Source organism: Olivibacter jilunii (assembly GCF_900607235.1).
GTDB lineage: Bacteria > Bacteroidota > Bacteroidia > Sphingobacteriales > Sphingobacteriaceae > Olivibacter > Olivibacter oleidegradans.
The window spans coordinates 331454-346143 of sequence record NZ_LR027851.1; the positions used below are offsets into that span (position 1 = coordinate 331454).

The 14690-nt window shown below is 42.5% G+C and carries 14 protein-coding genes; 7 read left to right on the forward strand and 7 right to left on the reverse strand.

The annotated features are described in order from the left end of the window. Nucleotides 1–79: 79 nt before the first annotated feature. The 3 genes from E0E36_RS15325 to E0E36_RS15335 all read left to right on the forward strand — a co-directional run bounded on the left by E0E36_RS15325 (nt 80) and on the right by E0E36_RS15335 (nt 1187). Nucleotides 80–523 (forward strand): DUF5675 family protein, encoded by a 444-nt coding sequence (locus E0E36_RS15325; protein ID WP_130856669.1) that lies wholly within the window; start codon nt 80–82, stop codon nt 521–523. Nucleotides 524–695: 172 nt separating this feature from the next. Further along, a complete protein-coding gene (locus E0E36_RS15330; RefSeq protein WP_130856670.1) occupies nt 696–917 on the forward strand; it encodes a hypothetical protein in 222 nt (73 codons plus the stop codon). A gap of 48 nt (nt 918–965) precedes the next feature. After that, entirely contained in the window at nt 966–1187 is a 222-nt protein-coding gene (locus tag E0E36_RS15335; protein ID WP_130856671.1) for a hypothetical protein, read from the forward strand. A gap of 444 nt (nt 1188–1631) precedes the next feature. Here the strand turns inward: E0E36_RS15335 and E0E36_RS15340 are convergent, their stop codons facing one another. From E0E36_RS15340 to E0E36_RS15360, 5 genes are all read right to left on the reverse strand, one after another. Further along, nucleotides 1632–2387: a M17 family peptidase N-terminal domain-containing protein gene (locus tag E0E36_RS15340; RefSeq protein ID WP_242627237.1), complete on the reverse strand. Its 756-nt coding sequence runs from the start codon at nt 2385–2387 to the stop codon at nt 1632–1634. Nucleotides 2388–2487: 100 nt separating this feature from the next. Further along, nucleotides 2488–3852, reverse strand: coding sequence for an alginate export family protein (locus tag E0E36_RS15345; protein ID WP_130856672.1), 1365 nt, complete (start codon nt 3850–3852; stop codon nt 2488–2490). Nucleotides 3853–3895: 43 nt separating this feature from the next. Then, a complete protein-coding gene (locus E0E36_RS15350; protein WP_130856673.1) occupies nt 3896–5671 on the reverse strand; it encodes an amidohydrolase in 1776 nt (591 codons plus the stop codon). 57 nt (nt 5672–5728) lie between these two features. Then, nucleotides 5729–6418 carry a hydrolase gene (locus E0E36_RS15355; RefSeq protein ID WP_130856674.1) on the reverse strand — a complete coding sequence of 230 codons (690 nt, stop codon included), beginning with the start codon at nt 6416–6418 and terminating at the stop codon, nt 5729–5731. Nucleotides 6419–6801: 383 nt separating this feature from the next. Further along, nucleotides 6802–7380 (reverse strand): Crp/Fnr family transcriptional regulator, encoded by a 579-nt coding sequence (locus E0E36_RS15360; protein WP_130856675.1) that lies wholly within the window; start codon nt 7378–7380, stop codon nt 6802–6804. A 443-nt stretch (nt 7381–7823) separates the two neighbouring features. Between E0E36_RS15360 and E0E36_RS15365 the strand changes: the two genes are divergently transcribed. Then, a complete protein-coding gene (locus E0E36_RS15365; RefSeq protein ID WP_130856676.1) occupies nt 7824–8921 on the forward strand; it encodes a Fic family protein in 1098 nt (365 codons plus the stop codon). A gap of 103 nt (nt 8922–9024) precedes the next feature. Here E0E36_RS15365 and E0E36_RS15370 read toward each other — a convergent pair whose 3' ends face one another. Beyond that, on the reverse strand, nt 9025–9741 hold the full coding sequence (locus E0E36_RS15370) for a LytR/AlgR family response regulator transcription factor (protein WP_130856677.1): 717 nt from the start codon (nt 9739–9741) through the stop codon (nt 9025–9027). After that, nucleotides 9738–10814 carry a sensor histidine kinase gene (locus tag E0E36_RS15375; protein ID WP_130856678.1) on the reverse strand — a complete coding sequence of 359 codons (1077 nt, stop codon included), beginning with the start codon at nt 10812–10814 and terminating at the stop codon, nt 9738–9740. The genes E0E36_RS15370 and E0E36_RS15375 overlap by 4 nt, the downstream gene beginning before the upstream one ends. A gap of 302 nt (nt 10815–11116) precedes the next feature. Here E0E36_RS15375 and E0E36_RS15380 point away from each other — a divergent pair, with 302 nt between their 5' ends. The 3 genes from E0E36_RS15380 to E0E36_RS15390 are packed head-to-tail and all read left to right on the forward strand — an operon-like array spanning nt 11117 to nt 14555. Beyond that, on the forward strand, nt 11117–11341 hold the full coding sequence (locus E0E36_RS15380) for a hypothetical protein (RefSeq protein ID WP_130856679.1): 225 nt from the start codon (nt 11117–11119) through the stop codon (nt 11339–11341). A gap of 59 nt (nt 11342–11400) precedes the next feature. Next, on the forward strand, nt 11401–13725 hold the full coding sequence (locus E0E36_RS15385; protein WP_130856680.1) for a TonB-dependent receptor: 2325 nt from the start codon (nt 11401–11403) through the stop codon (nt 13723–13725). Nucleotides 13726–13742: 17 nt separating this feature from the next. Beyond that, entirely contained in the window at nt 13743–14555 is an 813-nt protein-coding gene (locus tag E0E36_RS15390; RefSeq protein WP_130856681.1) for a DUF4249 domain-containing protein, read from the forward strand. The last annotated feature ends 135 nt before the right edge of the window (nt 14556–14690 follow it).

Here is a 14690-nt window from a genome sequence, read left to right on the forward strand (position 1 = left end):
CTGATAGCTGACATCCGAAAGCTGACCGCTGATGGCTGAGAGCTAACGCCTAATTCCTAACACCTAAAAACTAAATAATATGATTAAACTAATAAGAATCGCCGAAGGCATAAACACGACCCTCGGCCAGTTATACATTGACAATCTCTTCCAGTGCTATATACTGGAAGATAAAATACGGGATGAAAAAATCCCGGGAGAAACGGCCATCCCGGCCGGGACCTATCAACTCGGCTTGAACAAGCTGGCGGGTATGAATGCCAAATATCAGAGCCGATACAGTTCCATGCATAAGGGAATGGTAGAAATCAGAGGTATTCCCAATTTCAATTTGGTGTTCTTCCATATCGGAAATTACCATACGGACACCCGTGGTTGCCCCTTAACTGGAAGTTACTATCAGCTGATTGACGGCGATTATCGGGTACTGCATTCGGCAGATGCCTATAAACGGGTGTATCCTTTATTAGCTGAATGTGCTGCCGCGGGGAGTAGTTTGATCATTAGCCAATGTGATCATTAGCCAATATGATAATGTTTTGGCTACATAAAGCTAATCGCTTACGGTCTTATAAGTAACTGTGGTAGTAGTGCGAGCTTATACCTTAAAGCTTACATCTTATTGATCGCTGATAGCTGACATCCGAAAGCCGATAGCTTATACTTAATTTCTAACCCCTAAAAGCTAAATAACAATGAAATCATTAGAATTAATAACCTTATTAGGAACCCTTATCTCCATATTACTATCAATCATCGCTTATTTTCTAAAACAGTTACATGGTAACTTCCGGAAAATGGAGCAGGATGTGTCCATCATGAAAGCGAGTATACAATTGCTGAAAGCAGATTTAAAAGCGAATTATAATTTACTGCGACAGCGGATGGAGTTTTTGGAAAATGGCCATAAGCCGTAAACCAATAACCAATAACCAATAACAAATAACGAACAACAAATAACGAAAATGAACGAAATAACAGATAGAATCAAATCACCCACACCGAAGTTCTTTAAAAGAATAAGAACCATCGGTTTAACCTTGGGTGCGGTAGGCGGAGCGTTGCTAACAGCTCCGATTACTTTACCGACAACGGTAGTTACCATCGCCGGTTACCTCGCAACGGCTGGTATTGTAGCATCAGCCATCTCAACTGTGGCCAAAGATGATACGCGAGTTGATAAATAACGGAAAGTCCCCTTGTATAGAATTATATGAGGGGGCTTTCTTTATGAATTAACAGGTGCAAAAGTCGTTGAGGTTTAATTAGCCAATTAGCCAATTAGCCAATGTGATAATAAGAAGGGCTAGTGCGGCCTGAAAGCCGATACAAATGATGAATGATGCCTGCCTGCCGGTAGGCAGGAATTTTTTTGTTACCGCCTTTATAACCGAAAGCTGATGGCTGAAAGCTGAAATAATTAGCCAATTTGATGATGAGCCAATTTGATGATGGCTGGTGCTGCCTAAAGCATAGAGCTTATAGCATAAACCTTATTAGCAGTAACACCAAGTAAAGCCGAAAGCTGACTGACATCCGAAATCCGATAACTAAAATCTATAGTTTACTGTCTGCTAAGTTTGCCGAGCAGTGCGCCCGGCAAAGATTCTGTGAGAAAAAATCAAGGGTTATCAATTCTTGAAAGCGGTGATGGCTTCCTTGATGCCATTACCTGCTGTTTCAAAAAACGAGGGCCCGGCAAGAAGGTACACTTTTTTCAACGGTTTAAATTGAGCAAGCTTTTGCGTTTTTAAACCATTTTGTGTGCGGTATTCGTTGATGATGCCTTTTACCACATTTCCGGATACTACGGCTGTTTTACTGTCAATACCCGCATCCTTCAAATCACTGGCAAATGCTATGTTGGTAACACCTAGTTTCAACGCTTCACGAGCGGCAATTGCTCCCACGGCAACCATAATGTCTTCGTTAAAATTATTTCGGTTACCAAGCCCTATCAGCAATAGTTTTTTTGCGCCTAGCACTTTTTCGTCTGGGGTAATAAGAAAAGTTTCCAGAAAGTGCCCATCAAATTTACCTGTTTTACGAATTTCGGTGAGCTGACCTTTCAGTGCTTCGTCAAGGTGAACTAACCCGTTAAGAGCAGCAGGTAAGGCAGGTGGAGAATTAAAAATATCTCCTTCTGTGTACTCAAACACACAGGCTATTTGTAAATCGGCCACGGCAGCGGAAGGCCCCTGTACCAAACCAATTAATGAAACCCCATCAACACTGCCCCACTCTTTTGAGGTCCCTACGGGGCTTGCTTGTGTGGTTTTTGTGGAAACGGTTTGCGCAAAGGTAGCCATGCTCCCTGCAGCGAAAAATACCATCCATAGGGTTTGTAAAGTCACTGCTTTAATAAAGCTGAGTTTTTGATTTTTCATTTTTATACGATTTAATATTATTGTTAATAACAGCAATACAGGCATATTAACTCGGTGTATTAGAACGGCGGAGATAGGGGCGGTTTATCTTTCATTTTGGTTAAAATTTAAATCCGATGACGGAACTTGCAAAGAAGCCGTCTTTATACTGCGGTATTACGTCCTTTATGTAATCTCCCGTTTTAAAGTATTGTATGCCGATGTTGAAATTTAAAAAACGATTCATATCCCAGGATACACTTGTGAGGTATGCCGTTCCGATGTATCTTTTTGCGGAGTTTGAAGACGACATGTTGAATGATCCATCGGGACGGTAAACGCCGTCTTGCAAAGAATAGCGCCAGTTGAACACAACATCCAACGTGAGTGCTACGTTTTTAGCGGCATTCCATGCAAGGTAAGGATGAAGGTCTATTAAATTTACGGGGCCCACCTGGGGATTGAATCCAAAATACCCCCCTTTTGGGTACAAGGGATTAAATGTTCCCAATGTACCATCGCCCTTGGTTTTGTCGCCTGAAATGTAATCGTGGCGAAGGTTTATGGTAGGGGCCCCCGGTATGTATTCAAACATATAGCCCACCTCCGCTGATGCTGTCCACGCTTTTATATTGCCGATACCGAATTTTCCGAACTGATAGGCTCCTTCAAAATTATATATAAAACCACCGCCTCTTCTCCAAAACCGGGCACCAAGTGTATGCCGGGATTCTTTGGCTACACCTTCATCAAACGTAGCATCGGCACGGTTAATGCCGAGGTAATAAAAATCAAAATTGCCACTTTGCTGAATAATATAGGTGCTGTAAATACCCCAAAGGTTGGCTTCACGTGTGGAGCTATTGTCAAAAAAGCCAGTGTTTATTTTGGCCTCCGCCATAACAAAAGCGTCAACATTTAAGCTTGGTGATGCATAAGCAAGTTTAGCTCCATCAAAATAAAGACGAAGATTAGGACCATCTCGTACATCAATCAAACGACCGCTGCCATATTGGATTTCTTGCCGGCCTACGCGAAGTGTAAGTGCTTTATCCAATTTGCGATAGGCCACAAAATCAACAAAGAGATTTTCGACATTTAGTTTATCCTCGTCGATACGGCGCGGACCGTTCTTGCGTCCATTTTCTAAACCGCTCCGCAATTGCCCGAAAAAACGAATGCGATTTCCGACATGCAAATCAGCGTGGACTTGATAACGCTGAAGCAAAAAAACATCTTGGCCAACGCGCATTTCTCCCCAGTCTTCATTGGCGGAGTAATCCAATTCTTCGCGTACTTCCCCTCCAAGTGAAAGGTAAATAGCACCGGTTTGGGAAAGAGGGATGTATTTTATCTTGTTGTAAAAAGTTCTTGTACTGTCTTTCAGTGTTGAATAATCTTCATCATACCGCATCAGCTGAAAACGCTGCGCCAGCATATGCATCGGTATAGACAATAAGAACAAGTATAATAAAATAGACCTCATACGTTGACTTTCAGAATACTTAACTTCGGACGGTGCTAAAACCTTAATTTTTCTGGTATCCGCCAAAATACTTCACGGGCGACCAGGCGGGAATAACCGGAAGTGTAGCGGGTGCTACGGTTTTATATTCTTCATTTCCGTATACTATCTTTCCGTCTACAATGGTGAGCTTAGCAGTGATGTTTTTGATTTCTTCTTCGTTTACCGTGAAATAGTCTTTATCGAGGATCGCCAGGTCGGCGAAATATCCTTTTTCAATCTTTCCTTTTAACGTGTCTTTAATCAACTTGTACCCTCCGTACGTTAAAAGACCCAATGCGGTTTTTCGGTCCAGTGTATTATCCTTTGCCATTACCTGTGTGCCGCCAATGGTTTTACCTGAGGTAATCCAATACAAGGCCACCCACGGATTGTAGCTTGCTACGCGGGTTCCATCTGTGCCTAAACCTACTGGTAGCCCAAGTGCTAACATACGTTTCACGGGTGGAGCTGCCAATGCACCTTTTTTGCCATAACGGTGGATGAAGCTTTCGCCCTGATAGGCCATTCGATGTTGCACGGCTATACCACCACCCAGCGCTTTTATACGTTTGAGGTTTTCATCTGTTACCGTTTCTGCGTGATCAATAAACCAAACCAGCCCATTAAGTGGTGTTTCCCTGTCAATATCTTCAATCACGTTCAGGAAGCGGGTGATGCTTTCATTATAGGTGGCGTGAATACGAAATGGCCACCGTTTTTTTACCAATAATGAGAGTACTTCCTTCATGTTTTTTTCCATGGTAGGTGGTAGTTCGGGGCGGGGAAAAAGAAAATTCTCGAAATCGGCCCCATCCATTACCAAATTCTCACCGCCGCCTTCTACGTAATAATCTACATCGTTAAAACCGTTGTGCCCGTGATCGTCTATTTCTACCATTCCTGTCCATTTGCTATAATCGGCAAGCTCTGTACCTTTTTTCTGGGCAAAGAGGTAATAAGGTAAACGTACCGTTATTTTTCCTTCTTTATTCAGCTCGTCGGTAATGCCGTAATCATCCGGAAAATTTTGGAAACCGCCACCGGCATCCATTCCGCCGGTTACCCCCAGGCGGTTGAGTTCCGTCATATATTGCAGCGTTGAGTTTACCTTTTCATCGTGCGAAAGCTCGGGCAGTTTTGCCAAGGTAGAATATAAGATCGATGCGTTCGGCTCTGCTACTAGGAGCCCAGTGGGGTTACCTTCGGTGTCTTTTTCAATCAAACCCTGGAAGGGATTAGGGGTGTCGCCGTTGATGGCTAATTTTTTCAATCCTGCCTTGTTGAGCCAGGCCTTGCCATACAGGTAAAGAATGAAGGTAGGTACATCACCAGTGGCTTCATTGATTTCTGCCAAAGTGGGTAATCGTTTTTCTTCAAACTGGTATTCGTTCCAACCACCTACTACGCGAACCCATTGCCCTTCGGGTGTGCGGGCCGACTGCTCTTTGAGCATTTGCAGGGCTTTTTTTAGCGAAGTAACACCATCCCAGCGTAGTTCGGTATTATAGAAGCGGCCACCACGGATAACGTGCAAGTGACTGTCAAATAAGCCGGGGATAATACGGCTTCCACGGGCGTCTATTACCTTTGTTTTGCTTGTTTTGAGTTTGAGTATTTGAGCGTTGGTTCCGGTTTGTAGAATTTTGTTGCCGGCGACGGCCACTGCCTGTACTTCTGCGTTTTCATCGCTGAGCGTCGTGATTTTTCCGTTAATGATAACGATGTCCGCTTTTTGGGCGTGTACCGCAATAGAGCTGAAAAGTAGAAATAAGAGAGGTAGCGTTTTAAATATATTCATGTTGTGAACTGTTATTTAATTCAAAAGCAGGAACTAAGCCTGCTTCGATTGATAGAATTAGTGTTTTAGCATATCGTGGGCATATAGTATACCGAGGCCGTACGCACCGCCATATTTTTTTACTAGATCGGTTACGGGTTTGTAGGTTTCCTGTCTTGCCCAATCGCGTTGCAATTCTAACAGATACTGAATAGCGGTTATGGGTTTTGCACCCATTTGTACCATACGGGTAACAGCTTGCTCATGCGCCTCTTTACTGACATCGCCGCAAGCGTCTGTAATCACGTACACTTCATATCCTTCGCTGATAGCGGATAATGTAGGGCCTACGATACAAACACTGGTCCACAACCCGGCGAAAACAATTTTCTTTTTATTCTTTCCGGTAATTGCTTGGTGTGCATTTGTATCTTCCCATGTGTTCATGGTGGTTCTGTCTATATAACCGCTTGTAGATTGTGGATAGAACGTTTCTATCTCGGGAAATACCGGTCCGCTAAATGATTTCTCGGCCACAGTGGTGACCACTGTGGGCACTTTAAATATTTTGGAGGCACCGGCTACAATACCGACATTATTCCTCAATTCATCCATTGTAATGCTCTTCGTGGCAAAAGACATTTGCCCTTCGTGATCAATCATTACCAACGTATGGTTGGTAGGGTTTAGTAGCTCGGGGCTTGGTTTTTGCGCAAATGCCGCTATTGAAAATGATACGACAGCGAATGTGGAAAGTAACTTTTTCATTTTAGTTTTTGTTGTTGTGATTGCTATAATTAATTGTGTTTCTGCCTTGTGTTTGATATGTTTTTTAAGAGGTTTGTGTACAAAGCTTTTGTTAAGCAAAACTAGGGACTCTATGGGCGCTTTCCATTGAACTGGTTCAAGAAATGATAAGCCCATAAAGTTTTTATGTGACACTTTGGAGTAGGGCGCTTTCCGCTTAATGCGGTATGTTTATTTTCGAAAAACCCACCTCGCTTTAGGATGGCAGGTGAAGGTGGTATGGGGTCAATTCAAAACAAATAGCTTTGCTTTACGTGGAGTATTCGCCGCAGGTGTTTTTTATATAACGTTAATTTCAGCAAAAACCGGAATTTCGAGCTTATTCTGCTATGTTGTCCGCCAAATTATTTTCCGGAAAGACGCTTTCTTATTTTACTTAGAAACTCAGCCGATATGCCTAGGTAGGAGGCGATATAGTGTTGTGCCACTCTTGTGGGGATGCCGGGGTATAGTTTCAAAAAGTCTAAATAGCGGTCTGTTGCACTCTTGGAGATCGTATGAAGCACTCTATTTTGAAACGTACATAAATGGCGCTGTACGATGATGCGGAAGAATCGTTCGAATTTAGGGATCTTCTTTAAAAGTATTTCTTTGGTTTGGGGGGTCACTATATAGAGCTCGCAGTCCTCCATGGTTTCAATAATCATCTGTGAAGGTGTTTGTTCGTGAAACGAGGCCATATTACTTACCCACCAATCTTCTACTGAAAATAAAAGTGTTACTTCAAGGCCATCTTCGTCAATATAATAGGACCTGATGCAGCCCTTCTGGATATAAACTTCAAATTTGCAGATCTCACCTTGTTGAAGCAGAATAGTTTTTTTAGGTACTTTCTTGAAAGTTAGCAGTTCGGTGAAGAATTGCGTTTCATCTTTGGTTAATGTAATATGCTTGCTTACATTGTTAATAATATTTGAATACATAAATCTGTATTAGCAGTTCAATTTTGGCCGATTGCTTTTTTAAAATGTTTCCGCTGCTGTAATTGCTTATCCAGTCTGCGCTTCTATGAGCGTGTAAATATACGGCTTAATTTTCTTTCGGGAAGCTGATGGCTGAAAGCTGAAATAATTAGCCAATGTGATGATTAGCCAATTTGATGACGGCTGGTGCTGCCTAAAGCCGACGCAAATAAGTGATGCCTGCCTGCCGGTAGGCAGGAGTTATGAGTGTTGAATGATGAATTTTTTTTGTTGTCCCTTATAGCGGAAAGCTGACTGCTGATGGCCGAAAGCTGAAATAATTAGCCAATGTGAGGATGAGTGCGAAAGTCTAACAAAAAGCAAAGACCTGAGCCGATTATTTCTTTTAATCGGCTCAAAAAAACGTTATATTTGAGCCGATTAATTATGCTAATCGGCTCATTATGTACAACTGGCAATATAAAGATTGGCCCAATTTTACCTATTCAACAACACACCTGGCATCTACCGGTGTTGCATTTGCGAAGGAACTCGGATTGATAGGTGGTCTTATAACCGGCTTGAATGATGAGTTGAGGCAGGAGGCTCTAATAGAGGTTCTGATAGCAGAGGCCATCAAAACATCTGAAATCGAAGGAGAATTTATGAGCCGTGAAGATGTTATGTCTTCTATCAAGAGAAATTTAGGGTTAAATGATGAAGCTCCCGTTCGCGATAAGCGAGCGACCGGGATAGCTAAATTGATGACCACTGTTAGAACAGATGCTGCGGAAAAGTTGTCTCTCAATATGATCCGGCATTGGCATCAACTTTTAATGGAGGGCTTTCCCAAAATTAGTGGAGGCGAATGGCGTAAAGGTGAAGAGCCGATGCAGGTTGTCTCGGGCGCTTATGGAAAAGAGACTATACATTACGAGGCACCTCCATCTTCCCAAGTGCCAAAAGAGATGGAACAGTTTATGGACTGGTTTCACCGCGATCATTTTGACGTAAAAGACGACATCATGCGGGCTTTGTTAAAGGCTGCAGTAGCCCATGTTTATTTTGAATCTATCCATCCCTTTGAAGATGGAAACGGACGCGTTGGAAGAGCCCTGGCCGAATATACACTCTCCAACACACTCGGGAGCCCTGTTTTGCTATCCATATCTAAAACCATTGAAAAAGACAAAAAGCAATATTACGATGCACTAAAGCAGGCACAAGCGGGCTTAGACTTAACAGCATGGATTCATTATTTTACGCAGGTTATAGTAGAGGCACAACGAAATGCAAGAGAGCTGGTTGAGTTCACCGTAAAAAAGGCCAAATTTTTTGATCGGTTTACCGCTCTTCTGAATGAGCGGGAATTAAAGGTCATTAAACGAATGCTGGAAAATGGATTGGAGGGCTTTGAAGGTGGAATGACGGCTAAAAAGTTCATGGCGATAGCTAAAACTTCTAAAGCAACTGCTACGCGAGATTTACAGCATTTGCATGCTATAGGGATTTTAAATCAAATTGGTGCCGGCAGATCTGTTAGGTACGAATTGGTTTTGTAAATGCGCGTTCGTGGAAATAAGTGATGCCTGCCTGCCGGTAGGCAGGAATTTTTTGTTGCTGCCCTTTATAGCCGAAAGCTGACTGCTGATGGCTGACAGCTAATCACAAGCTATCGGGGAGATTTTTACCTAGATATATTTCAAAAAAAGCCCTCTTGAAAACTTCGCCGATCGGGATTTCGGCATTTTTTATATAAATAGTGTGCACATCAAACGAATCGATGCGCTTGAGGTTTACCAAGTAAGATTTACTCACTCTGACAAAACGACCGGGCTTTAGGTATCCGGAAATTGTCTTCAGGTTCATGGCGGTGACGATCTTGTTATTTTCTGTAAAGATCACGACGTAATCTTTTAATCCCTGAACATACAAAATATCGTCGAAGAAAATTTTGTGGTAGCGCCGCTCGGCTTTTATAAGGATAAAATCACTTTCGATACTTTCTGTAATCCCTTGCTTGTCTAAAAGGCCGCGATAGAAAAACGCCTTTGCGATGGCTCGCTCTAATCGTTCTCTTTCAACCGGCTTTACGAGGTAATCGATCGCATCGGCTTCATAACTTTCTAAAGCATATTCGGAGTAGGCGGTAACAAAAATCACTAATATTTCCTTCGGAAGTAATGCGGCAAAATTTACCCCGTTTATTCCGGGCATCTCTACATCTAAAAAAATAAGATCGACGGGATTGTTGCTGATAAAATCATGGGCTTTTCTTGCACTGTTGAAACTGCCTAATATGACGATATCCGGAATTCCTTGCAGGTGCAATAGTATCCCTTCCCTGGCCAATGGCTCATCGTCGACGATAATACAATTCATATCGGTATACTTAAGATTACTTTATATAAATCGTCCCCATTGTCGATGTCAAGTTTGTAGCTCTTTCCATATAATAAATCTAATCGACGAATGATGTTGGCAAGTCCCAGCCCACCCGTTCGTATAAAAAAAGGTTCATTCGGTTTTGTATTGACACAGGTAAAGATCAACCTTTTTCCGATGTTTTTAAAACATAATGAAATGCTCGAAGGCGCTTCGGTATCTGCACTGTGCTTCACGGCGTTTTCTACAAAAGTAAGAAAAAGACCGGGGGGTATTGAAGTGTCCAATAAATCGGTAGGTTGTTCGTTGGTAATTTCAAAGCTAAATTCGTCACGCCTAATTTTTTCCAGTGCTAAGAAATCCCGTAAAAATTCAATTTCTGACTGTAATGATACGGTCTGTCCACGAGTTTCATAGAGTTGATAGCGCAAAAACTGAGATAGCTTCTTGATAACGGTTGAGGCTTTTTGTGGATCTTTTGAAATCAGTACATTGACGTTGTTGAGCATGTTAAACAGAAAATGTGGGTTTATCTGGTTTTTTAGTTCGCGAAGCTCAATCTGCAAGGTGTTTTTTTCCAGATCATTAATCCGTGTGGAGTCTTTTTTCCACCGCTGCAATAGCTTAATTGAGGTGGAGGCTATTACGGCTATGCCCAATATGTTCAAATTATCTATGATGGTAGCAAGTGGGCCGTAATTCTCCTGATCGTTTGTCAATCGATAGGTTTTGAAAAAGTAGTCGAAGATACCGTTTGACAGCACCTGCATGATCGATATCATGATCAGGATCATCATCAGGATCGTAAATAAGTAAACGAAATAACGGTCTTTGAACAATAGCTTGGGAACAAGAATATACATATTCATATACACCATCGGTATAAATAGCAGTAATTTTGTAGCACCATAAAATAGGTCGTAATTTCCTGCATACTTCTTTGTTCCATTGAAATTCGGAATTTCAGTTAAGATGATGTAAATCCAGATCAGTAAATGCCGATAAATCCGATACTTGTCTTCGACAAGAAAATCTACAAACCAGTGTTGTCGGGAGGAATTGTCTTTCATTTACAATATTCGTGAGCACACCCAATTATGCTATACCAAAGTAAGGTAAAAGATTGTTGTCGTAAACTGATTTTTATACAAACGTACCTTTTTTTTATATAAACCTACCATTTTCACCGTATTAGGGGATGCTTCTGACCGGTCTTTCGGGGATGGTATACAAATGAGACCAATAGCCGGATTTGGTATAAAAAACCACCCCCCTTTGTATAAAAAAACAGCCGGCCATGATACCGCCATATACATTTGTCCCACACTAATTCCGAGCAACAGGCGGGATTTTTCAAATAAAAAAAGAGATTATGGATCAGGTGCTAATTTTTAAAACAGACGTTGATTGTATGGACGATGTAAATCGGCTAGCCGCTCTTTTAGAATCAACCGGTAAGGTTAGGCAATGGAGTTTTGATCTTACGGATTGCGACAGAGTCTTGCGGCTTGTCTCAACCGATCTGCATCCGCGAACAATTGAAAAATTATTACGAGCAGAAGGGATCTGCTGCGAAAACATGGCTTATGAATTATAACGAGTAACTATCCTCGGCTAATAGCAACGTATCACATTCACCGACATCAATTATATTTAATGAGTAGATCACTGTTTTTAATTATCCTGCTACTTCCAGGCTTAAGTAGCTATGCGCAAAAGAAATTCACGATCCATGGAACGATCAAAGATGCCAGCACAGGAGAGACCCTTATCGGGGCGTCCATAAGGGTGCAGGGCTTTAGTGCTTTAGGTACTACCACCAATAGCTATGGCTTTTATTCGCTCTCCCCCGTGGAAGGAGAACACACCTTGTTGTTTAGTTATATAGGCTATGAAACGGTTGTTGAAAAGGTTTCATTGCATGGCAATCAAACGTTGAACGTATCGCTTACACCGAGGGGTACATTAGAGGAAGTGGTTATCCGGGCAGATCGTTCAGATCATGATCAAATCCGATCGCCACAGATGGGGGTAGAGAAACTCAATATGGCACAGATCAATATGGTGCCCGTGGTAATGGGTGAGCGGGATATTTTAAAGACAGTCACGCTGATGCCCGGCATTAAATCGGGAGGAGAAGGGAACACGGGGTTCTACGTTCGGGGTGGTGCTGCCGACCAGAACCTTATTCTTCTGGATGAAGCGCCTGTCTATAACGCATCTCATTTACTGGGCTTTTTCTCTACCTTTAATTCGGACGCCATCAAAGACGTGAGTATTTATAAAGGCGGGATGCCCGCTGAATACGGAGGGCGCTTATCATCTGTGCTTGATGTAAAGATGAATGAGGGCAATAATAAAAGATTTACCGTTGAGGGTGGCCTGGGATTGATTGCTTCGCGTTTAAAGGTGGAAGGGCCGATTGTGAAAGATAAAGGATCTTTTATGATAAGCGGCCGCAGAACATATGTGGACCTATTTCTGAAGGCTTCCTCAGATTCTACGGTTAATAGCAGTACCTTATATTTTTATGATCTGAACGCCAAAGCCAATTATCATTTTGACGACAAGAACGCGCTCTATTTATCGGGGTATTTCGGTAAGGACGTATTGGGCGTGCAAGATATCTTCGGGACGGATTGGGGCAACAGCACGGCTACTATACGGTTTAATCACTTGTTCAGCAGTAAGCTGTTTTCTAATACTTCCCTGATTTACAGTAATTATCGGTACGCCGTTCAACAGTTTCAAAATGAGGAGGATGTTAAGATTACCTCGCGTATACGGGATTTTAATCTGAAACAGGATTTTCAGTACACACTAAATAGTAATCATGCCATCAAATTTGGCGCAAATGTGGTGCATCACAAAATATCGCCGGGTGATGTCCGCGCTAGCGCTAATTCCAGTTTTAATGATCTTCATGTAGAAGATCGATACGGTTATGAGGCTGCAATTTACGCGAGCGACGAGTGGAGGCCAACTGATAAGCTTACATTGCTTTATGGGCTACGCTTGAATGGGATGTTTGTGATGGGCCCCGGAACGTTTAAAACATACAATCCGGATGGGACGGTCTCAACAACTACAGCAGTTGGCTCAGGCGATCTGGTGAAATCCTACCTTATGCTGGAGCCACGGTTTTCTGCTAGTTATCTGTTGAACGATCGGACTTCGGTTAAGTTGTCCTATAATCGCAATACGCAAAATATACACTTGCTCAGCAACTCTACCAGTAGTACGCCTACTGATCTGTACGTGATGAGTAGTAATAATATTAAGCCGGAAATTGCCGATCAGCTATCAACCGGATATTTCCGGAATTTCAGCGATAATAATTACGAATTCTCTGCTGAAGTTTATTATAAATGGATGCAAAACCAGATCGACTATAAAGACGGTGCTGAACTGATGGTTAATCAGGATGCTGAATCACAGTTAACCTATGGTACGGGAAGGGCTTACGGCATGGAGTTATTTGTGAAAAAGAGACGCGGCCGACTCAATGGCTGGATCGGTTATACCTTATCACGCACGGAAAGAAAGTTTGATGCAATAAACCAAGGTAATTATTACCCTGCACGGCAGGATAGAACGCATGATCTTTCAATCGTGGGAATTTACAAATTAAACGATCGTTGGACTTTCTCCGGTACGTTTATATACGGAACGGGCAATGCGGTTACTTATCCTACCGGCAAGTATAGCCTCGGCGATCGAACCAGGTTTTCTTATTCGGAACGCAATGGGTATCGCCTACCCGCTACGCACCGGCTGGATATAGGGGCTACGCTGGAAGGAAAAGAGCATAAGCGCTATCACTCGAGCTGGACTTTTAGTATTTACAACGTATATGGCTACCACAATCCTTATGCAATTACTTTTCGGGATAGCAAGACCAATCCAAATACTACTGAGGCGGTACGGACGAGTCTGTTTCCCATACCGATACCTTCTGTAACCTGGAACTTTAAATTTTAACATTTATACAAGCACGGATGAAAAATTCAATAAACTGCATCATTTATCTCCTTATCGTTTCTTTTCTAAGCTCCTGCGAAAGGGTGATTGAACTCGAGCTACGAGATGATATAGGACGCCTGGTGATAGAGGCTAACTTTCATGATCAACAGGGGGCGCAAACTGTTCGGCTTAGCACCAACGTTCGTTTCTCGGAACCAAATACCTATCCCCCTGTGACGGGAGCGCAAGTTAGTGTGGAAGACGACGCGGGTAACACTTATATATTTAAGGAGGGCCCCGCCGGTATATATACAACCGATACGGTGGCTGGTGTTTATGGAAGAACTTATTCGTTGAAGGTGCTTACGGGAGATACAACGTTTAGTGCCCGGTCAAAAATGCCTTCCCGGGTAAAATTGGATTCGATAACCGCCCGAAAGGATGAATTCGGAGATAATGAAAATGCGCGGATAATCAGTGTCCATTATCAGGATCCTCCAGGCGTTTCTAATCAATACCGGTTTGTCTTATACTTGAACGGCGTACTTGTTAAACGCGATTTTGTGAATGACGATCGGTTTAGCGACGGACGTTCTGTTGAATTGGATCTACCTTTAGGCGATGATGACGATGATTTAGAAGTACTTCCGGGCGACCGTGTTGAGGTGGAGATGCAATGTATCGATAAGCCAATTTACACCTATTGGTATTCATTGGCCTCGCAGCAGGGAAGCGATGGCCCGGGCGGAAGCGTAACCCCGGCAGACCCACCTACGAATATCACACCCACATCATTGGGATATTTTAGTGCACATACCACGGAAAGAAAAAGTATAACGGTGAAATAATGTTGATGGAGTTTGTTGGTTATTGGTTGCTCGTTATTGGTTGTTAGTTATTAGTTATTAGTTATTAGTTATTGGTTATTCGTTGTTAGTTATTCGTTATTGGTTATTGGTTGCTCGTTATTCATTGTGAGGTTA

What these genes read in the sequence shown, in the direction of transcription:
- E0E36_RS15355 (WP_130856674.1), bottom strand. Translation starts at nt 6,418, where the DNA reads ATGAAAAAGTTACTTTCCACATTCGCTGTCGTATCATTTTCAATAGCG.
- E0E36_RS15385 (WP_130856680.1), top strand. Translation starts at nt 11,401, where the DNA reads ATGAGTAGATCACTGTTTTTAATTATCCTGCTACTTCCAGGCTTAAGT.
- E0E36_RS15330 (WP_130856670.1), top strand. Translation starts at nt 696, where the DNA reads ATGAAATCATTAGAATTAATAACCTTATTAGGAACCCTTATCTCCATA.
- E0E36_RS15335 (WP_130856671.1), top strand. Translation starts at nt 966, where the DNA reads ATGAACGAAATAACAGATAGAATCAAATCACCCACACCGAAGTTCTTT.
- E0E36_RS15350 (WP_130856673.1), bottom strand. Translation starts at nt 5,671, where the DNA reads ATGAATATATTTAAAACGCTACCTCTCTTATTTCTACTTTTCAGCTCT.
- E0E36_RS15345 (WP_130856672.1), bottom strand. Translation starts at nt 3,852, where the DNA reads ATGAGGTCTATTTTATTATACTTGTTCTTATTGTCTATACCGATGCAT.
- E0E36_RS15380 (WP_130856679.1), top strand. Translation starts at nt 11,117, where the DNA reads ATGGATCAGGTGCTAATTTTTAAAACAGACGTTGATTGTATGGACGAT.
- E0E36_RS15360 (WP_130856675.1), bottom strand. Translation starts at nt 7,380, where the DNA reads ATGTATTCAAATATTATTAACAATGTAAGCAAGCATATTACATTAACC.
- E0E36_RS15370 (WP_130856677.1), bottom strand. Translation starts at nt 9,741, where the DNA reads ATGAATTGTATTATCGTCGACGATGAGCCATTGGCCAGGGAAGGGATA.
- E0E36_RS15325 (WP_130856669.1), top strand. Translation starts at nt 80, where the DNA reads ATGATTAAACTAATAAGAATCGCCGAAGGCATAAACACGACCCTCGGC.
- E0E36_RS15340 (WP_242627237.1), bottom strand. Translation starts at nt 2,387, where the DNA reads ATGAAAAATCAAAAACTCAGCTTTATTAAAGCAGTGACTTTACAAACC.
- E0E36_RS15390 (WP_130856681.1), top strand. Translation starts at nt 13,743, where the DNA reads ATGAAAAATTCAATAAACTGCATCATTTATCTCCTTATCGTTTCTTTT.
- E0E36_RS15375 (WP_130856678.1), bottom strand. Translation starts at nt 10,814, where the DNA reads ATGAAAGACAATTCCTCCCGACAACACTGGTTTGTAGATTTTCTTGTC.
- E0E36_RS15365 (WP_130856676.1), top strand. Translation starts at nt 7,824, where the DNA reads ATGTACAACTGGCAATATAAAGATTGGCCCAATTTTACCTATTCAACA.